The sequence below is a fragment of the Verrucomicrobiia bacterium genome, from assembly GCA_035765895.1.
Classification (GTDB): domain Bacteria; phylum Verrucomicrobiota; class Verrucomicrobiia; order Limisphaerales; family DSYF01; genus DSYF01.
This window is the reverse complement of sequence record DASTWL010000039.1, coordinates 72,878-92,369: the sequence shown is the minus strand read 5'-3', so window position 1 is coordinate 92,369 and position 19,492 is coordinate 72,878. Positions and strand designations below refer to the sequence as shown.

14 protein-coding genes are annotated in these 19,492 nt (G+C 61.8%); 3 read left to right on the top strand and 11 right to left on the bottom strand.

What is annotated here, in order from left to right:
• Positions 1 to 18 precede the first annotated feature (18 nt).
• Positions 19 to 702, bottom strand: coding sequence for a lipid-binding SYLF domain-containing protein (locus VFV96_08455; protein HEU5070429.1), 684 nt, complete (start codon positions 700 to 702; stop codon positions 19 to 21).
• A 107-nt stretch (positions 703 to 809) separates the two neighbouring features.
• On the opposite strand from VFV96_08455, the gene VFV96_08450 reads away from it, so the two are divergent.
• Together VFV96_08450 and VFV96_08445 are read left to right on the top strand one after the other, a co-directional pair.
• Entirely contained in the window at positions 810 to 1,781 is a 972-nt protein-coding gene (locus VFV96_08450) for a KpsF/GutQ family sugar-phosphate isomerase (protein ID HEU5070428.1), read from the top strand.
• Between the two features lie 23 nt (positions 1,782 to 1,804).
• On the top strand, positions 1,805 to 2,560 hold the full coding sequence (locus VFV96_08445) for an alpha/beta hydrolase (protein HEU5070427.1): 756 nt from the start codon (positions 1,805 to 1,807) through the stop codon (positions 2,558 to 2,560).
• Between the two features lie 32 nt (positions 2,561 to 2,592).
• Here the strand turns inward: VFV96_08445 and trpS are convergent, their stop codons facing one another.
• The 8 genes from trpS to recF form a co-directional block, all read right to left on the bottom strand.
• A complete protein-coding gene (gene trpS / locus VFV96_08440) occupies positions 2,593 to 3,555 on the bottom strand; it encodes a tryptophan--tRNA ligase (GenBank protein ID HEU5070426.1) in 963 nt (320 codons plus the stop codon).
• 62 nt (positions 3,556 to 3,617) lie between these two features.
• On the bottom strand, positions 3,618 to 6,722 hold the full coding sequence (locus VFV96_08435; protein ID HEU5070425.1) for a type I restriction endonuclease: 3,105 nt from the start codon (positions 6,720 to 6,722) through the stop codon (positions 3,618 to 3,620).
• A gap of 1 nt (position 6,723) precedes the next feature.
• Positions 6,724 to 7,869 (bottom strand): DUF6575 domain-containing protein, encoded by a 1,146-nt coding sequence (locus VFV96_08430; protein ID HEU5070424.1) that lies wholly within the window; start codon positions 7,867 to 7,869, stop codon positions 6,724 to 6,726.
• Positions 7,870 to 8,343: 474 nt separating this feature from the next.
• Entirely contained in the window at positions 8,344 to 9,084 is a 741-nt protein-coding gene (locus VFV96_08425) for a nucleotide-binding protein (protein ID HEU5070423.1), read from the bottom strand.
• Entirely contained in the window at positions 9,077 to 10,342 is a 1,266-nt protein-coding gene (locus tag VFV96_08420; GenBank protein ID HEU5070422.1) for a restriction endonuclease subunit S, read from the bottom strand. Before VFV96_08420 ends, VFV96_08425 begins: the two co-directional genes overlap by 8 nt.
• Positions 10,343 to 10,395: 53 nt before the next feature.
• Complete coding sequence (locus tag VFV96_08415) at positions 10,396 to 10,836, bottom strand: GxxExxY protein (GenBank protein HEU5070421.1); 441 nt, start codon at positions 10,834 to 10,836, stop codon at positions 10,396 to 10,398.
• A 5-nt stretch (positions 10,837 to 10,841) separates the two neighbouring features.
• Complete coding sequence (locus VFV96_08410) at positions 10,842 to 13,004, bottom strand: class I SAM-dependent DNA methyltransferase (GenBank protein HEU5070420.1); 2,163 nt, start codon at positions 13,002 to 13,004, stop codon at positions 10,842 to 10,844.
• Between the two features lie 144 nt (positions 13,005 to 13,148).
• Complete coding sequence (gene recF / locus VFV96_08405) at positions 13,149 to 14,225, bottom strand: DNA replication/repair protein RecF (GenBank protein ID HEU5070419.1); 1,077 nt, start codon at positions 14,223 to 14,225, stop codon at positions 13,149 to 13,151.
• An 84-nt stretch (positions 14,226 to 14,309) separates the two neighbouring features.
• On the opposite strand from recF, the gene VFV96_08400 reads away from it, so the two are divergent.
• A complete protein-coding gene (locus VFV96_08400; protein HEU5070418.1) occupies positions 14,310 to 14,927 on the top strand; it encodes a c-type cytochrome in 618 nt (205 codons plus the stop codon).
• Between the two features lie 6 nt (positions 14,928 to 14,933).
• Here the strand turns inward: VFV96_08400 and mfd are convergent, their stop codons facing one another.
• Positions 14,934 to 18,431, bottom strand: a complete 3,498-nt coding sequence (mfd, locus tag VFV96_08395) for a transcription-repair coupling factor (protein HEU5070417.1) — start codon at positions 18,429 to 18,431, stop codon at positions 14,934 to 14,936.
• A gap of 58 nt (positions 18,432 to 18,489) precedes the next feature.
• The gene (locus tag VFV96_08390; protein HEU5070416.1) at positions 18,490 to 19,440 is read right to left on the bottom strand and encodes a hypothetical protein; all 951 of its coding nucleotides are present in this window, start codon (positions 19,438 to 19,440) and stop codon (positions 18,490 to 18,492) included.
• Positions 19,441 to 19,492: the final 52 nt, after the last annotated feature.

Sequence of the window (19,492 nt, the reverse complement as noted above, 5' to 3'; positions counted from 1 at the left end):
CTGTCCGGGCCGGCGGGCTCACTTCTTGCCGGACTCGCTCTTCGCGTAGTCATCCAGCTTTTTGGCGAGGTTCGTCGCGGCTTCGCTGGGCTTCACCTTTTGAGCGAACAAGATGTCGCGCATCGTCAACGCCTGGTGATAGTAGGCAACGTTTGCCTTTTCATCCGGCCCGATCGCGCCGCCTTTGATGGCCGCGGCGCCAAACACGCCCGTGCGGTCCGCATAAATTTGCACCGCGGGTTCCGCCGTGAAGTTTGCCTCCTTGCCTTCCGATCGGTTGCCGCCCGTGCCCCGCGCTTCCCCGCCGAAATCAATGGTCGAATCGGTCAGCGATTTGGTTGCGTTCGTGCTCATCAGCAGGATGACGTAGAAATTTTGTTCGCCGCCTATTTGCAGGCCGAGGCTGGCTTCGTTGGCGCTGACAAACGCCACGGGGCTCCAGTGGCCGCTGGCGTCTTTGACCATGGCCACGCCGCCGCCGCCCTGGTAGGCAAAGATGAAGCCCGCCTTGGTGCGGTCGAGCAGGATGACCCCTTTGGCCTTGGCCAGCGTGCCGGCGGGGATGCGTTTGTCCGGCTTGTCCTGCAAGGCATCAAGCTTGTCCGCCAGTTTGGCAATGCGGGCGTCCAGCTCCTGGGGCGTGATGGCCAGGGCGGACGCGACACAACCCAGCATCAGGAAACCGAGCAGCAGTGTTTTCATCGGCTGCCAATCTGCCGCATCCCGCGCGTCAACGCAACTGGCCCCGGCGCCGACCGCTGCGGGAATCCTGTTTGAAATCGGCGGTCCGGCCTTTGTATGCTCCGCCAATGAGTCATCTGGCCAGAGCGCGGGAAGTCTTCGACATCGAACTCGCGGCCGTGCGGGCCGTGCGGGCCGAGTTGGACGGACAATTCACCCGCGCCGTGGAACTCATCGTGGCCGCGCTCCGCAACCGCGCCAAACTCATCATCGTCGGCATCGGCAAGTCCGGCGCCGTCGGCCGGAAGATTTCCGCCACCCTCACCAGCACCGGTTCCACCAGCGTCGTGCTCGACAGCGTGGACGCGCTGCACGGCGACCTGGGCATCATCAACGACGGCGACGTGGTGCTGGCCCTGAGTTATTCGGGCGAGTCCGAGGAGCTGCTCAACCTGCTGCCCGCAATGAAGCGGTTCAACGTCAAAATCATTGCGCTCACCGGCGGCGTAAAGTCCTCGCTCGCGAAGCACAGTGACGTGGTCCTGAACGTCCGCGTGCCCAAGGAAGCCTGCCCGTTCAACCTGGCCCCCACGGCCAGCACCACCGCGACGCTTGTCATGGGTGACGCGCTGGCGATGGCGGTTTTGCAGGCGCGCGGCTTCAAGCAAAGCGATTACGCCCGCTACCATCCGTCGGGTGCCATTGGCCGGGCGATGCTCCTGCGCGTCGGCGAAATCATGCGGGCGGGCGAGCGCAACGCCGTGGCCGGCGAGACGCTCACCGTGAAGGAGGCGCTGCTGGTCATGACGCGCGCCAAATCCGGCAGCCTGGCCGTGGTCAACGCCCGGGGCAAATTGACGGGCGTGTTCACCGATGGCGACTTTCGCCGGCACATGTCCACCGATGCCGGGCTGCTGGCGCGCTTGCTCAAATCGGTGATGACGCCCAATCCCATCACCGTCCGCGACACGGCCCTGGCGGTCGAGGCGCTGAAGATTTTCAACGAACGCAACATCGACGACCTGATCGTCGTGAACGCGAAGCACGAGCCCGTCGGCCTGGTGGATTCGCAGGATTTGCCGAAGTTGAAGATGATGTAGGTGCGATTGCAACCGTTACGACCATGAAAAAGCTCTTCTGTCTCCTGACGCTCGCCGCCCTGTTTGCGGTGGGGGCGCGTGCGCAAACTTCGCTGAAGCCCTCCATGCATCCCAACACTCTTTCCGGCGTTGTGACCAACGCCTTTGAACTGCATTATTTGATGTATCTCCCGCCGGATTATGAGGCCCGGCCCGACCAGCGCTGGCCGTTGATGCTGTTTTTGCACGGCGCGGGCGAGCGGGGCGGCGACCTCCAGCGCGTGGCGATACACGGCCCGCTCAAGCTCGTGCAGGCCGGGACGAATTTCCCATTCATCATCGTCGCGCCGCAATGCCCGGCCAATGAACGCTGGGCGGTGGAACCGCTCGTCCGCCTGCTGGATCACGTGGAGGCCACCTGCCGGGTGGATACCAACCGCGTTTACCTCACGGGCTTGAGCATGGGCGGCTTCGGCACGTGGAGCCTCGGATTGAAATACCCGCAGCGCTTCGCGGCCCTCGTGCCCATTTGCGGCGGGGGCAATTACATCGAAGCGTTGCTGGGCAGCCCGACCGACGCCGAGGCGCTGCGGACGCTGCCGATTTGGGCCTTCCACGGCGGCAAGGATCCGGTGGTGCCGATGGAGGAATCCGAGCGCATGGTCAAAGCGGCGCGCGACCGCGCGGGCAACCAGCACGTGAAGCTCACGATTTATCCCGAAGCGCTCCACGATTCGTGGACGGAAACCTACAACAACCCGCAGCTTTACGAGTGGTTGCTCGCGCAGAAACGGCGCTAGGCCGCGGCAGCGAGCGCGGGTTCAGTGGAAGTTCACACCAGCCCGCTGGCCTGACGGGCGCGGTCCAGCACTGTTCGGGCCAGCGCGCGGGCGCGGGTGGCGCCGTCCTGCAACACCTGGTGGACGTAATCCAGATTGGCCACCAGCTCGGCGCGTTTGGCCCGCGCCGGCGCGAAGTGCTCCCAGTAGGCGTCGAACAGTTTCTTCTTCAAATCCCCGTAGCCCAGGCCGCCGGCGCGGAGCTTTTCCTCGTATTCCCTGCCTGCTGCAGAATCGATCACCTTTAGCAGTTGAATGGCAAGATTCTGATCCGCATCCGGCTTGGGCTCGGCGGGCGTGCGGCTGTCCATCTTGATGGCCATGACCTTTTTGCGGAGCGCTTTTTCATCGCCGAAAATCTCAATGGTGTTGCCGTAGCTCTTGCTCATCTTCTCGCCGTCGAGCCCCGGCACCTTGGCCACGTCGTCACGGATTTTCGGTTCGGGAATGATGAACGTCTGGCCATATTGCTCGTTGAACTTGATGGCGATGTCGCGCGTCATTTCGACGTGTTGCTTCTGATCCTGGCCGACCGGCACCACATTGGAATCGTAAATCAAAATGTCCGCCGCCATCAGCACGGGATAGGCAAAGAGGCCGTGGTTCACCGGAATGCCCTTGGCCGATTTGTCCTTGAACGAGTGGGCGCGCTCCAGCAGGCCCATCGGCGTGAGCGTGGAGAGCATCCAGGCCAGCTCGCAGACTTCCGGCACGTCGGACTGTTTGAAGAACACGGCGCGTTTCGGGTCGAGGCCGCACGCGAGAAAATCGAGCGCCACGCCCAGCGTGTTCTGCCGCCGTGCCCCGGCGTCGAACAGCGACGTCATCGAGTGATAATCGGCGATGAAATAGAGCGCCTCGCCCTGGTCCTGCAGCTCGATGGCCGGCTTCATCATGCCGAAATAATTCCCGAGATGCAGCGTGCCCGAAGGCTGGATGCCTGACAAAATTCGCATGGGCGCGATTAAATAAGGAAAGCGCGGGAGCTGAAAGCTGAATTTGAAATTGAGGGTCGAATCTAAGGTTTTTCCGCCGCTTCGGCGGTGGGGATTGACTCGTAAATTGCCCGGGATAACACATCGAATGCGGCGCTGCCAAACTCCTTGTCGTCCATGTAACGGGTGACGATCTTGTCGTTGTCCGCCATACGCTCGACCATGAGATTTTCAATCAACTGCTTCAATCCAAGCTGGAATTTGTCGAACGGGTTCGCGCGACGGAGCTTGATGACCTGTTCGTTGGTTGTGGCCTTCTCGCGGATTTGCTCGAAGAAAAACCGGTCCTCATCGGTGAAATTTGTCCCAAACCGTTCATTCAGCACCTGGATGATTTGCGACAAGGGCACTTTTTCATCCTTCGCCTTGCCGGTGCCCACATCGGTCGGACTTTTCACGCCTTCCGGTTCGCCTTCGCGCAGTGAAATCTCCCCGGCGTAAATGCGTTGCAGCCGGTAGTATTGCAGGCCGACCTCGTCGCTGATTTTCACCCGCTCCGTGTCACGGTCGTGCGGCAGATGCGGCAGGAGAAAGCGCCCAAAGCTGTAGAGCATTTCCAACGTCGGATCGCACCACGGCATGATCTGGCTCATGAACGAATAGACGTTCACATAGCCGCTCAACTTCTCGCGGAACTCGCTCCGCTTCGCGTCATCGGTCATCGCCTTGAAGCGATCCACGGCAGGCTGGAGATGCAATTGCATTCCCGCGTGATCCTGCGCGCTCTGCCGGGCGACTGGTTTGTAGAACACTTTCGCAAACGCCTCCACTTCGCTCCAGAAATAGACCTGCGCCGCATCCAGTTCGTGCTTCAACGCCTCCAGCTTCTGCGGGTCGGACGCCTCCTGCAAACTGGTCGCGTCATAATACGGCTTGAAGGCGCGGTAGATGTCCTCCGCCTCGTTTACGAAATCGAGCACGAATGGCGTCTCCTTGCCGGGAATCATGCGATTGAGCCGCGACAACGTCTGCACGGCCTGCACGCCATCGAGCCGCTTGTCCACATACATGGCGCAAAGCAACGGTTGGTCGAATCCCGTCTGATACTTGTTCGCGACCAGCAACACCTGGTAATCCGGCGAAGCGAACCGCTCGGGCAAACGCTTCTCGCTGATGGATTCGCCCGTGACATAATCCTTGTTCATCCCCGGCTCGGTGTATTCCAAACCGGTCTCCGGGTCTTTGACCGTGCCGCTGAACGCCACCAGCGGACGCACATCGTGAATCTGATTCTCCGTGATGTAACGCTGGAACGCCTGCATGTAGCGCACGGCGTGCAGCCGCGAGGACGTGACGACCATCGCCTTGGCGCGACCGCCCAGATGCGACCGCACCTTCTGCCGGAAGTGTTCCACCATCACCTCGGTCTTCTGCTCGATATTGTGCGGGTGCAGGCTCATGAACTTGGCCAGCGCCCGCGCCGCCTTCTTCTTCGGGAGATTCGGATCGTCCTCGATTGCTTTCACCAACCGGTAATAGGTGGCGTAGGTGGTGTAGTTCTTCACCACATCGAGGATGAACCTCTCCTCGATGGCCTGCCGCATGGAATACAGATGAAACGCCTCGGGCAACCCGTTCGCGCCCTTGCGTCCGAACAACTCCAACGTCTTGCCCTTGGGTGTGGCGGTGAAGGCGAAGAAACTGAGGTTCGGCTGTTTGCCGCGCGATTGCATGACCTGATTGAGGCGGTCTTCCCAATCAGGCATTTCTTCGTCAGTCTCGCCCTTGGCCTCCGAGCCGAGAATGGCTTTCAATTCCCGCGCCGTCTCGCCGCTCTGGCTGGAATGCGCCTCGTCCACGATGATGGCGTAGCGGCGCTTGGCAATCTCCGCCTCCCACTTCGCCGCCTCGGCCTTTTGCTCGGCGGTTGCTTCGTCCTGCTTCTCCGCCCCGGCGGCATGAAGCAAGCCGCGCAACACAAAGGGAAACTTCTGCAAGGTGGTGATGACAATCTTCGTCCCGTCGATCAATGCCGCCGCGAGTTGCTTTGAATCCTGGTCTATCGCTTTCACCACGCCTTGCGCGTGTTCAATCTGGTAAATCGCATCCTGCAATTGCCGGTCGAGCACCTGCCGGTCGGTGATGACGACGACGCAATCGAATACCTTCGCGTCTTTCGCATCATGCAAACTGGCGAGCCGGTGCGAGAGCCACGAAATGCTGTTGGTCTTACCACTGCCGGCAGAATGTTGGATGAGATAATTGCGCCCCGGCCCTTCGGTTCGCGCGGCGGCAATCAGCTTGCGGACGCCGTCCATCTGATGAAATCGCGGGAACACCATCGTCTCCTTCACGACGATGCGATGCCCGCCGCGACCGTCGTCCTGCTTCTCCTCCTTCTTTTCGAGGAACAGGAAGTGGCCGACGATGTCGAGAAAGCTCTCGAACTGGAGCACGTCCTCCCAAAAGTAACCGGTGCGATAGCCGGACTCGTGCTGCGGATTGCCCGCGCCGCAGATGATCTGGCCGGGATGGCTGCCGCGATTGAACGGCAGGAAATGCGTCTTCTCACCCGCCAGCCGGGTGGTCATGTGGACCTCGTCCGGGTCGTCAGCGAAATGCACCAACGCGCGCTTCTTGAACTCGAACAAGGGCGCGCGCGGGTCGCGGTCCTCTTTGTATTGGCGAACCGCGTTGCGCCAGTTCTGGCCCGTGCCGGGATTCTTCAGCTCAATCGTCGCCACGGGCAGACCGTTGACCGCGAGCACCATGTCGAGCGTGCGGTTGTCGCCGGGATGACACGGCACTTGGCGCGTGACGGTAAGGCGGTTCTTGCCGAACTGCTCCAGCACCTCGAAGTTCGCGCCGTGCGCGGGCTTGAAGTAGGCGAGGCGAAAGGTCTTCCCGTAAAACTTGAACCCATGCCGCAGCACATGAAGCGAGCCTTTGGCATCCAACTCCTTGATCAAGGTGGTGAGCAGCAACGACTCCAAGCCGGTGGCGTGCAGCATTTTCATCTCAGCCCACAGCTTGGCTTGCGTGTCTTGGAGGAACGCGAATACTTGCGCCGGGAATAATGCCCGCTCCTTGTCCCATTCCGCATTGCTGCCGGACTTCCAGCCGCCGCGCGTCAGGAGAATCTCCTCAACGTAGCTTTCAAAAGCGCGTTCGGTGGTTTGGCCGGGCATATCACGCAGGCTCGTGTTCGATCAAATAGAGCGTGCGTTGTTCGCGGCCTGTCCCTTCAACCTCTTCAATTTCCTCCACGCACGCGAACCGGTAACGTGCTCCGACCTTCAATCCGTCCAGGCTTGGTCCGCCGTCACGCACTTTACCGGATACCAGGCCGTCTTCCGTCAGCAATCCCCACGCGCCCGTTCCCCGGTTCACTTTCTCAAACTCGCCAACCAGCGTCAGCGATTCCCCGCCCAAGTTGGACACTCCGGAAAGAACATCTACCAACGGCCCGGCTTCCGCTTCGGCAACCGCCCGCTGATTTGGCGTGGTGAAACCCGGTTCAGCCCATGAATAACGCAGCCCCGTCTTGTGCTGCACCAGGAAGCGCAGCAACCGAAGGTAAGCTCCGGCCAGATGGCCGCGATGCGCCTTCACCGTGGCCAGCGCCTTTTGTGGATCACTTGCGTTCTCAAACAATACATCCACGCGCTGGAGTGCCCGTGCGAGTTCACTGTGTCCGACCAGGTTCGGCTTCTGCGCCGCCTCCAAAACCACGCGAAACGACCCCGCTCCCGCCGGAATCACCACGTCCATGAGATGAGCATCCGTCTTGTCGATTGCGCGGCGATTGTCAGGCGAGAGTTCACGCACTGCCGCGCCATAGGCGTGCTTGACCATCGTCTGCACGTGTCCCAGCAGGCCGATGAGCGTGTTGACGCGAATGCGGTGCTCTGCCGCCGCTTCGGGAGGATCAGCGGCAACTTCGAGCACGAGATTGTTTCGCTGGCGCGCCTCCTTCAGCGCGACTTCCTCCGTCGGGCGATCATGCAGGACGAATCCGGGGTCTGGAAGAAACTCACTGTTCGCGAGGCTGCCGGCGGCCGGTTGCAGAACCAGCGGCTCATCTAATCCCGAGGGCGCAAGAGCCAGAAACCAATCTTCGACCGCCCGCTCCGCCAGCAGACTTCTGAGGTCAACCCATCCAGCGCGAAATTGCCGCAACCGTTCTGGTTCAACACCCGCAACCAGATACCGGTCCTGCCCGTTCTGAGGCTCGACCATCACGGCAACATAGTGACCGCCGATGGCATCGCGAGCCTCGAAGACCTGCGGGCCGTCGTAGTAGAACAGCGTGGTGGTGTGGCGGACGGTCTTCATGCGTTCTCCATTCCACAATGCGCCAAAATATCGAAGGTCGCCAGCGGCCACCAAGTATGATGACTGGGTTGGAACGTCTGTTGAATCCGCCCCGCTCCCGCCTGAAGCGTGACCCGGCAGACCAAACAACCGCGAAACCGGGGCAACTTGAGCGCCTTCGCCTCGGCATCCCGACGGTCGGCAAAGACCGAAAGCCCGCGCGCCTGGCACTCCGACACCTGAAAAACTGCCTGCGGTTTCTCGGCGCGCTGCGAGCGGAAATCATCCAACGCCGGCGGGTTGTTTCGAACCAGACGAAAAACCTCCCTGGACGCGACAATTTCCTCCGCCGCTTCGGGCGGGCATCCGTCGGGCAATGGCTCTCGGTAGCTCATGGGCTGGCAGAGGTTACTGGCTTTGGCCGGTGAGTGGCAACACTGCCGCGCAGGTCAACCTTGACGGCCACAGCGGTCGCAATGGGGGGCTGGTTCGTCTTCATTGCGCTGCGGCGGCGATTTGGTTTGGTTCGAGGTCGAAGCCGGCTTCTTTCAAACGCTGGCAGAGCTTCGGGATGATTTCCTTCACATGGTCGTTGTAGGCGAGATGGATGATTCCCTGGAGGTCGGACGGCATTTCCAGATGACCTTTGACGATGATCGCCATCCGCACCCGCGTCAGCGAGGCAAGCAGCATCCCAGCCTCAAGGATGACGTTCTGTCGGGCACGCGGTTCGACTTTCTTGTCGCCGTCTTTCTTGGCGTAGCCGAAATCATCAGGCGTCATCAGCACGATGCCAAAGTCGGATGTGTAATCGCGGCCAATCTGGCCCTCCAGTGCTTCGATGATGGTTTTCCCGCCGCCACTGCTGTTCATCAAGATGAACGGCTTCAGGCCAAGCCGGTGCAACGCGAGTTCAAGTTGGTCGCGAGCATCAGAATCGTGCCCGTGAACGATGAAGATGTGCTTCGGTTGCTGTTTCCCTGCTGCTGCCGGTTGCGTCTCTTGGCCCGTCGTTAACTCCGCGCCTCCGGCAATCGCCTTTTCCAGTTTTTGCTTTGCCTTGTCTTGGCCTTGCAACTGGACCGTTCCTCGCGATGTCCACCAGTTAAGAACGCCACCGTCGCTGCTGCGGAAGGTGTGCTTGCCTTGGCCGTCATCTTCCCATTTGCCTTTGATGCCGGCTGCTTTGACCAGTGCCTGCAATTCTTCGATTGTGCCTTCGAATTTGTTAGCCATGTGATTCCTTTCTCACATCAATCTTGCCGGTGACGGCGGCGGTGATGAGGGCGGTGCGGTATTCCTGCAACCGCTCCACCGCCGCCTCCACCTTCCCCACCAGCGCGTCCAGCTTCGCCGTCTCCTCGTCCAGATACGCGGCGATCGCGGCTTGCTCTTCGGGCGGTGGAAGGGGGACGCGAAACTTGTCCAAGTCGTCGAAACGGAGCGAGGGCTGCATGATTAAGGAGATGCTTCGACGTTCGTAATCAAAGAGGCGACGAAGAACTGCTTCGTAGTATCGTGGATTCGCGTTCTTGCTCCGTGGAATGATGAGAGCGCAGTTTTGGGAAAGGCTGAACTTGCACGAAACAATTCGCGTGCTCATGGCTCGTGCGCCGACGGTCGTGACGAAAATGACTGGGCTAGCGAAGTTGAACTCGTGCCAGTCGATCATCCCCATCAGCCCTTCGTTTTCAGTTTGGCCACTGAAGACTGGAAAATCGCCTGCGTTGTCCGCGACGTATTCCTTCGTCAGCATGGCGGCGCTTGGCCCTTTGGCGTAACGGAAGAGCCAACTGAGTTTCTTCACTTCCCAATGCGCCGGGATGTCGCCGAGCCAGTCGAGGGCGGAGGGTTTGAGGGGCGGGTTGGCGGGGAGGCCGGCGGCGCGGGCGGCGGCGGGCGGCAGGCCGCGGGTGACGGTGTGGGAGATGAGCGCGGTGCGCTTCTCCTTCAGTCGCTCGATCAACTCCCGCTTCTTCGCCACCAACCGGTCTACCCGCCCCGTCTCCCGGTCCAGAAACGCCGCGATGGATCGTTGCTCGGCGACGTCCGGGAATCCCGCAACGATTGAGCCGACCGTGTCCGTGTTGAGGTTCAGTTGTGTCCCCAGTTTTCCGAGGCCGCGATATGGTTCACCGCTGGCAAAAAGGTAATATAGAAACTTCGCGTCGCCCTTGAAACGCGGGAAGTAAACGAAGCCGTCGTGAATGCAGCATTTGATTTGGGTGATGCACGGCTTTCCGACCGAACCAGCTATGCTGAGAAACAGTGCGCCGGGCTTCAGTTTCACGCTCAGGGAGCTGCCGAGCCGGGAGAGCTTCTGCTCTGTGCTGCTTAGATATGTGCCTGCCGAGGTAACGTCTGAGATTCTCACCCACGAATACTCGCCGTCGTCGTCATCGAAGTAGATGGGGTCGTCAATGGGTCGCGGCGATGCGCCGCGCAGAACCGGCGTCTCCCACTTAATTGCCTTTACGCTCCAATGCTCCGGCACGTCGCCGAGCCATTCGACGCCGCTGGGTTTGGTGCGCGGGTAGGCCGGGAGCTTCATAAGGAGAAATCCGCAGATTTACGCAGATTGGCGCAGATTTCTTTTTGGGAGAAAACGAGCCGTTTGTATTGGAGCGAGGGCGTCCCGAAGTTGAGCAACACCGCCCGTTCAAGGCCGGTAATCCTCAGATAATTGATCACCTGTGCATCCTCGACTCCCCCCATTTGCGAGAGGGCTTTGCACTCCACGATCACACCTCCAAAGCAGACAAAATCGGCTTTGTAAAAGCTGTTCAAAACCTGGCCCTTGTAGAGGACGCGCAACAACTTTTCTCTCTCGAACACGATTCCACGCAACCGGAACTCCATTTCCAAGGCGTCCTGATAAACCGCCTCCAGCATCCCATGCTTCAATTCCCGATGCACTTCCATGGCTGCACCGATGATGGCAAACGTCTCGGGATCGCGTTTCTCTTTGTCTGGAAAATCTGCGTTCATCTGCGTCAATCTGCGGATAAAGCGGTTACCTCCCGAAGCATTTTCACGATGTCGTCTTCGAGGCGCTTGAGGTCGGTCTCGATGACTTCCAGCGGACGCGGCGGCTCGTAGCGGTAGAAGTGGCGGTTGAGCGGAATTTCGTAGCCGACCTTGGTCTTGGTGGTGTCAATCCACGCATCGGGCACGTGGGGCAGCACCTCGCGTTTGAAGTAGGCCTCGATGCTTTCCTTGAGCGGCACGGTCTCGGTGTCGCGCAGGTCGGCGTCGGGCTCGGGCTGGCCGTCGCGGTCGCGGCAGATTTCGGCGGTGTCGTCGCGTTCGCCGAGGGCGGCGAGCACGGCCTTGAGTTCCGGGGCGCTCAGGCGCACGCCGCGCGCGCGGTCGAGGTCGCGCAGTTCGGTGAGGAACGCCGTGCGGTCTTTGAAAAGCTTTTCCTTGGTCGCCTTGCCGAAGGCGCGGAGCAGTTCGCGGATTTCTTCCTGCCGCTCTTTGCCGGCTGCGATTTCCTTTTCGCGGATGGCGGGGTCTTTCTTGGCGCTGGTGGCGAGGTTCTTGAAGCCGCTCTCGTCGTCGAGCCGGGCGAGGCGTTCGGCACTGGCCTGAAAGTTCAGCCGCAGCGGGCGCTCGACGGTGATCTTGTGGTAGCCGAAGTCTTCGTTGTCGAAAATCTTGCTGACGACAAATTCGCGCTCCACGTCCTGATGTGTGATGGGGTCTTCGACGGTGAACTTGCGCTTCTGGCCGTCGCGGAAGCTGCCGAAGATTTTGGTGAGTTCGCCGATGTGGTCGGGGTCTTTCTCCTTGTCGGAGGGGTCGCCGATGCGGCGGCGTTTGTTGCCGAGGCTTTTTTCCATCTGCACCCAGAACTGGCGGGCATCAATGAGCTGCACCTTGCCCTTGCGGGGCTTTTCCTTCCGGTTCGTGAGCACCCAGAGGTAGGTGGAGATGCCGGTGTTGTAGAAGAGCTGCTCGGGCAGGGCGACGATGGCCTCCAGCCAGTCGTTCTCGATGATCCAGCGGCGGATTTCGCTTTCGCCGCCGCCGGCATCGCCGGTGAAGAGGGGCGAGCCGTTGAAGACGATGGCGAGGCGGCTGCCGCCATCCTGCGGGGCGCGCATCTTGGCCAGCATGTGCTGGAGGAAGAGGAGCGCACCGTCATTCACACGGGGCGTGCCCGCACCGAAGCGTCCGCTGAACCCGAGGGTGTCACGCTCGTTCTCGATGTATTTCTGTTGCTGCTTCCACTCCACGCCGAAGGGCGGGTTGGCGAGCATGTAATCGAAAGTCCATTTCTTGCCGTCAGCGGTGCGGTCAAAGCCGTCCTTGGTGAAGGTGTCGCCGAGGATGACGGCGTCGGCGTCCTCGCCCTTGATGAGCATGTCGGACTTGCAGACGGCCCAGGCTTCGTCGTTCCAGTCCTGCCCGAAGAGCTTGGGCTGGGCGTCGGCGTTGAGATCGCGGATGTATTTCTCGGCAACGGACAACATGCCGCCCGTGCCGCACGCGGGGTCGTAGATGGTCTTGACGACGTGGCTGCGGGCGAGGTCTTTCTCCGGCGAGAGGAGGAGATTGACCATGAGTTTGATCACTTCGCGCGGGGTGAAGTGTTCCCCGGCTTCCTCGTTGGATTGTTCCGCGCCGATCCGGATGAGTTCCTCAAAGACGTAGCCCATCTGGACGTTGTCCACGCGGTCGGGCGAGAGGTCGATGGCGGCGAACTGCTTGATGACGAGGTAGAGCAGGTCTTTCTCGGCCATGTAGGCGATCTGCTCGGGGAACTTGAAGCGCTCGATGATGGCGCGGACGTTGGGCGAGAAGCCGTTGATGTAGCTATTGAGATTGGGCGCGAGGTGGTTCGGGTCGTCGAGCAAGCCATTGAGTCCGCTGCCTTCGGCGGGCTTGGCCATCGTGAACTTGGAAAGATTGAAGAACGGCACGCCGGTGATCTGCGAGAGACGATGGCGGATGATGTTTTCCCCCTTGGCCTTGATGGCGGCGTGCTCCTTCAGCACTTTCGCCCTGGTCGGCGCGAGGATGCAGTCGAAGCGGCGCAAAACGGTGAGCGGCAAGATGACTTTGCGGTATTCGTTCCGTTTATACGGCCCGCGGAGCAGGTTGCAGATGCTCCAGATGAAGCTGGCGATTTGGGAGTGGGTTTCAGCGGGCATGGATGTGTGTTACGTGGAAAGAAGGCGGAAGGAGCGCGTTGCCAAGAGGTTCCTGTGTTGACGGATTCGCTTCATGACTCTGAGCCGCAGAGTATTTCAAACGGAATCGGTGGCAATGTTTGAGTTCTCATCGAATCACTGCTTTCAGGCAATGGACAACATCCCCTCACGAACCTCCCACCGCTGCAGCTCCAGCCCCAGTTCGCGGGGCCAGTTCTCCTCCGTGCAGGTCATGAAGACCTGGCCGCGCGAGCGGTGCGCCTGTTCCAGCAAGGGCAGGAAGCCACTGCGGCGTTTCACGTCCAGTTCGCCCATGACGTCGTCGATCAGCAGCAGCGGCGCGGCACCATGCAGGCCGGTGAGATATTCCGCCTGCGCCATCTTGAGCGCGATGGCGACGGAACGTTTCTGGCCTTCGCTGCCGAACTGGGCGGCGGCGCGCACGTTCAGGTCGAGCTGCAACTCGTCGCGATGCGGGCCGACGAGGGTCAGGCGCTGGCCGCGTTCGCGGGCGCGGCTGGCGGCCAGTTCGACCGCGAAATCCCTTTTTACGCTCGGCAGGTATTCAATGCGCAGTTCCTCGGCGTCGTTGGAGATGCGGCGATACGCGAGCCGGGCCAGCGGCGAAATGCGGGGCACGAGTTCGTGGCGCTGGCGCGTGATCTCGGTGCCGACGGCGACCAGCTCCCGCGAAAAACCTTCGAGCGCCGCCTCGTCCACCACGCGCTGCTTGAGCAGGGCGTTGCGCGACCGGAGCGCGTGGGCGTAACGCTGGAGCAACGGCAGGTAACCCGGCTGCGTTTGCGACAGCAGCAGGTCGAGGAAGCGTCGCCGCACGCGGCCCGTGCCCTTGATGAGTTGCAAATCCTCGGTGCAGAACACGACCGTGCGCAACGTGCCAAGATAATCGCTGAGCTTCTTCACCGGGCGGCCGTTCAAGCCCAGACTGCGTTCGGCGGCGGACCAATACATTTTAATCTCAGCCTGGCCCTGGCCGACGACCGTGCCGCCGACGAAATAACCTTTCGCGCCCTGCCGGACCATTTGCGCGCTGCCCACCCCGCGAAACGAACGCAGCGTGGCCATCAGGTAAATGGCTTCGAGGATGTTGGTTTTGCCCTGGGCGTTGTCACCCAGCAACAGGTGGAAACCGGGGGCAAAATCAACATCCAGACGCGCGTAATTGCGGAAGTCCCGCAGTCGCAGGTGAGCCAGATGCACGCGCAGAAGATGCGGAGCGCAGCCCGGGGCGGCGAGAATTTTCGAGTTGTGCGATGGCGGCTGGCGCGTGAGATAATGCCGCCCGTGGACGAAGCGCCGAAATCCAATCCCAAACTCGTCTGGCCGTGGTTTGTGCTGGCCGCGTTCGTGGTAGCCGTGCTGCTCGCAATTCTCTGGGTGAGTGCCGAGGTTCGCCGGGTGGAGCGGTTTCGCTACATCGGCACGCCCCCGGCGACCCGGCCGGTGACCAATGCGCTCGCGCCTTACCGCGACCTGCTGGCCGGCGGCGATGCCGGGGCCGGCCGCAAGGTGTTCTTCGAGAAACCCGAGGCCAATTGCGGCAAATGCCACCAGGTCGGCGGCTCGGGTGGCGACGTGGGGCCGCCGCTGGACGGCCTTGGCGCCCGCCAGACTCGCGAGCAAATTTTGGAGTCGATCATCTTTCCCAACGCCCAGACGTCCGAGGGGTATCAGTCGGTGATTCTGCTGCTCAAGAATGGCGACGCCGCGTCCGGCGTGCTCCGACGGGAGTCGGCCACCGAACTGGTGGTGAATTCGGCGGATGAAGGCGTGCGCACGGTCAAGGTTGCGGACGTGCAATCGCGGCGCAATGCCGTGTCGCCGATGCCGGAGGGATTGTGGCTGGTGCTGTCCCGGCCGGAATTGCGCGACTTGGTCGCCTATCTGGCTGCGCTCAAATAAGCCGCGTCAAATCGCCTGCAAAAGTCGCCGGATTTCCTTCAACCGGGCTTCGGGAACCTTCTTCGTCAGGCGGGGAAATTTTCCGCCGACCTGCACAAAATCGCCGTGGCGGGTGAGCATGAGCTTGTCGTCGCGCACTTCAACCGCCGTGATGCCGCGTTCGGCCGCGAGCAGTTTGAGTTCGCCAAGCAACAACAGCATGGCCACCGGCGGCGGCAACGGGCCGAAACGGTCGCGCACTTCCTTCTGCAACCCGGCCAGGGCGGCGCGGTCGGCGGCCTGTGCCAGTTTGCGATAAATCTCGATGCGCTGCTGCGGCTCGGGAATGTAGGTGTGCGGGAGCGTGGCCTGGTGGGAAGCGCGTTCCCTTGAGTCGGGCGTTTCGCCGGATGGAAACGGCTCGTCGACGGCGCCCACAACCAGGAAATCCAGCCGCACCTCGACGGCGACGCGCGGCTTCACCTTTTCGCCCTTCAACGCCGCGATGCTGTGTTTCAGCAGGTCGCAATACAGTTCAAACCCGACCGCCGTGATGTGGCCGCTTTGCTCGGCGCCCAGCAGGTTGCCCGCGCCGCGGATTTCGAGGTCGCGCATGGCGATCTTGAAGCCGCTGCCAAGCGTGGCGTATTGCTTCATCGCGCTGATGCGTTTGCGGGCGTCCGACAACAAACCCGCGTGCCGCGGGATCAGCAAATACGCGTAAGCCTGGTGCTTGTAGCGCCCCACGCGGCCGCGAAGCTGGTAAAGATCGCTCAGGCCAAAGCGGTCCGCGCGGTCGATGATGATGGTGTTCGCGTTCGGAATATCGAGGCCGCTTTCAATGATCGTGGTTGAGAGCAGCACGTCGGCCTCGCCGTTGATGAACGCGGTCATCACCTCCTCCAAATCGTCCGCGTGCATCTGGCCGTGCCCCACAATGATCCGTGCCTGCGGCACGAGGGCGCGCAGCTTGGCGGCCATCGTTTCAATGGTCATCACGCGGTTGTGCAGGAAGAACACCTGTCCGCCGCGGTTCAATTCCCGCAGAATCGCATCGCGGATGAGCCGTTCGTCGTAGGCCGTGACGATGGTTTCCACCGGCAACCGGTCCTGCGGCGGCGTCTGGATGGTGCTCATGTCACGCGCGCCGGTCAGCGCGAGATACAGCGTCCGCGGAATCGGCGTGGCGCTCAGCGTGAGCACGTCCACGAGCGTGCGGAGCCGCTTGAACTTCTCCTTGTGCAACACGCCGAAGCGCTGTTCCTCGTCAATCACCACCAGCCCGAGGTCTTTGAACACCACGTCGGATTGCACGAGCCGGTGCGTGCCGATGACGATGTCCACCGCGCCTGTGGCGAGGTCCTCGATGACTTTCTGCTGGGCGCGCCGGGAACGGAAGCGCGAAAGCAGCTCGACCCGCACCGGGTAATCCGCCATGCGCTCGCGGAACGTGTTGAAATGCTGCTGCGCCAGAACGGTGGTCGGCACCAGCACGGCGACCTGCTTGCCGGTCATCACCGCCTTGAACGCGGCGCGGATGGCCACCTCGGTTTTGCCGAAGCCGACGTCGCCGCAGATCAGGCGGTCCATCGGTTTTGGCCGTTCCATGTCGGTTTTGGTTTCTTGAATCGCGCGCCATTGGTCGGGCGTTTCCTCGAAGACAAACGCCGCCTCGAACTCGCGTTGCCACGACGTGTCCGGGCCAAAGGAAAATCCCGCCTGCGATTCGCGCGCGGCCTGGATGCGCAACAACTCCGCCGCCACGTCGCGCACGGCGCGTTCGGCCTGCTCCTTCGCCTTCTGCCAGCGCGTGCCGCCGAGCGTGTTGAGCGGCGGGCGCACCTTGCCAACGCCGACGTATTTGCTGACGAGATGAGCCTCCGTCACCGGCACATAAAGCCGCGGCGCTGGTTGTTCCGGTGAAGCGGGCGCGTATTCGATGACGAGGCATTCTTCGGATTTTTGTGGCGCGCTTTCGGATTTGCGGGCGCCCACGGTGGCGGGCGGCTCCTTCAACCCGAGAAAACGCCCGATGCCGTGTTGCAGGTGCACGACGAGATCGCCTTCTTCAAGGTCGGTGAAATCAATGTCGAGCGCGGAGCGGGCGGCCTGCGCGTGGGCGGATTTCAAACGCCGCGGCTGCTGACGCTTGTAACGCCCGAAAATTTCCGCGTCGGTCACGACGACGAGCCGGGCGTCGTCGCAGATGAAACCGCGGGCGAGCGAGCCAAGGTGCAGGGTGGGGCCGGCGTTCGGCTCATCCAGTTCTGTTTCCTGCCAGATTTCCGTGAAGCGCTGACGCTCGCCGTCGTTGTTGCAGAACACGTGGACGGCATAATCCTGCCGCAGCCAGCGGTGCAGTTGATGGAAAAACTCGCGCCGCTGCGCCTCGGCCACATGCGGCTCGGGCAGCTTGTCGGTGAGCGGCCGGAACGCATCAAGCGAAGGCAGGCGTAGTGGAATCGTCTCCGGCGTGCCGGCGTCCTGTGCCGCCGCGACTTCCAAGGGTTCGGCCTCGCCCAGTTCCACCAACGTCAGGCCGCGTTGCGCGGCTTGGCGACGCCATTCGGCCCACGGCACGAAGAACGGGTCGCCAGCGGGGACTTGCGACGCGTAAATGGCCGCGTGCTCCTCCAGTGCTTCGGGCTCGGCGAGCAGAACGACTGTGTCGTTCGGCAGATAATCGAGCAACGTGGCGAACGCGTTGCCGGTGGCGGAGTCCGTTCCGGCGATGTTCCCGAGTGTTTGCTTCAGAATGCCGAGTTCGCCCGCCGGCGGCAGAGTAACCGCGGCGATTTCATCCCGGGAAATCTGCGTCAAGGGATCAAACTCGCGGAGGGATTCCAGTTCGTCGCCGAAGAATTCCAGCCGCACCGGCCACGGGCTGGTGGGCGGAAAAACGTCGAGGATGCCGCCGCGCAAGGCGAGTTCGCCCTTCGCAGTGACTTGCGCTTCGGGTTCGTAGCCTTGCTCCTCCAGCCATTCGACCAGGTCGAGCGGTTCGGTGCGGTCGCCGCGTCGCAACGCGCGGGTGCGGCGGGCCAGTTCAGCCGACGGAAAGGTGCGCTGGAGCAGGGCGGTCACGTTGGTGACCACGAGCGGGTGCGGCGCGCTGCCGCGGGTGGCAGGGCCGGCCAGGGCGATCAGGGTTTCCAGACGCTCGCTGATGACGTCAGCGTGCGGGAGCTTCGCTTCGTGGGGCAAAATTTCCCAGGCCGGATAGAACAAAGTCGGCAAAGGGGGATGCAGGTTGGGGGACGGCGACGCAGAAATCTGCAACCACGTGGTGACATCCTGTTGAAACCATTCCTGCGTTTTCAGGCTGTCGGCGACAATGACGAGCGGGTGTGGCGACCGGTCTTGCTGCAGCAGTGCGGCGAGGCAAGGCTGGGCGGGTGCGCTGATGCCGGCGGCGCGCAAAGCTCCGCCCCGCTCCAGGCGCCGGACAAGGGATTGCACAGCGGGAGCCTGCGCGAGGCGGTCGAACAAGCTGCTTGCCGCCGCGACCTGGGGTGGTTGCGCCAAGCGGGCGAACAGTCGCAGCGGATGGGCGCAGCGTCAAGCGGCGCGGCGCCGGCGATGGTTATTTGGCGTGGCCGAAATGAAACGGCACGTTGACGTAGCCGCCCACCCAGAATTTGCCGTCGGTGTTGGCGCCGTCGAGGACATCGCGCAGGTAGAATCCCCACTCGATGTGCTTGTGGGGCGTGGTGTAGCGGAAGCCCGCCTCGAGGGAATCGTTGATTTCGCGGACTTCGCGCGGATAACTGATGATGCGCGTGGTGGGATCGAACTGGATGCTGTCGCCGGAAACCGTTCCCAAGCGGCGGTAGCCCACGTTCAATTCCCAGTCCCGGATCTCCTGGAGGAATCCGGTCGAAACGATGTAATGGTCATTGTGCGTGGTGCGGTTCCAGCGGAAGAGCGCATCGGCATACATGCCGAAGCCCGTCCAGCCGAAGTGTTTTTTGGCGAGCAATTCCGGCTCGATGGCGGCGGAGCGGTCGCCGGGGGCGAAGGGGAAATCCTTGTTGTAACCACCCGGCAAAACGGCGCCCGCGCGAAACGTGAGCGTCGGGCACCAGGCGCACGGCGCGTTGGTTTCGTTCCAGAACTGGTAACGCACGCCCAGGCCCACATCCATGAAACCCGTGGTTGATTTGGCGGTGCCGTGCGTGTTGCCGCCGTTGGCGAAATCACGCCAGGCTGCCGTGGTGTAGCCGATGGACAGGTCGGCCGCCCATTTTTCGGTCAGGCCATATTGCAGGGCAACATAGCCTTGGTTGATGTCGATGCCGTAGGTTTCCCCGTTCTTGTGCCAGGTGACATCATGATATGTGTTGTCGGCCCAGATGTGATACGCCTCGGATTCCTCGTAGAAGACACCGGCGCGGAATTCGCCTCTGGCCGGCAGATCAGCCCACTGCGCGAACGGCGCGTGCGGAACGTTTTCGCTGGCCAGGGTGCGGCCGGCGGCCGACAGGCTGGCGACCATGAGCGCCACGCGAAAGATTGAGAGTGTTCGGTAATTCATAACCCATCAATGGGCTTCGTTTGGCGGTGGGGATGTGGCAATCCTGCGCGGG

Coding starts and splice junctions, on each gene's coding strand:
- VFV96_08455 (HEU5070429.1), bottom strand. CDS start 702: ATGAAAACACTGCTGCTCGGTTTCCTGATGCTGGGTTGTGTCGCGTCC.
- VFV96_08450 (HEU5070428.1), top strand. CDS start 810: ATGAGTCATCTGGCCAGAGCGCGGGAAGTCTTCGACATCGAACTCGCG.
- VFV96_08445 (HEU5070427.1), top strand. CDS start 1,805: ATGAAAAAGCTCTTCTGTCTCCTGACGCTCGCCGCCCTGTTTGCGGTG.
- trpS (HEU5070426.1), bottom strand. CDS start 3,555: ATGCGAATTTTGTCAGGCATCCAGCCTTCGGGCACGCTGCATCTCGGG.
- VFV96_08435 (HEU5070425.1), bottom strand. CDS start 6,722: ATGCCCGGCCAAACCACCGAACGCGCTTTTGAAAGCTACGTTGAGGAG.
- VFV96_08430 (HEU5070424.1), bottom strand. CDS start 7,869: ATGAAGACCGTCCGCCACACCACCACGCTGTTCTACTACGACGGCCCG.
- VFV96_08425 (HEU5070423.1), bottom strand. CDS start 9,084: ATGGCTAACAAATTCGAAGGCACAATCGAAGAATTGCAGGCACTGGTC.
- VFV96_08415 (HEU5070421.1), bottom strand. CDS start 10,836: ATGAACGCAGATTTTCCAGACAAAGAGAAACGCGATCCCGAGACGTTT.
- VFV96_08410 (HEU5070420.1), bottom strand. CDS start 13,004: ATGCCCGCTGAAACCCACTCCCAAATCGCCAGCTTCATCTGGAGCATC.
- VFV96_08390 (HEU5070416.1), bottom strand. CDS start 19,440: ATGAATTACCGAACACTCTCAATCTTTCGCGTGGCGCTCATGGTCGCC.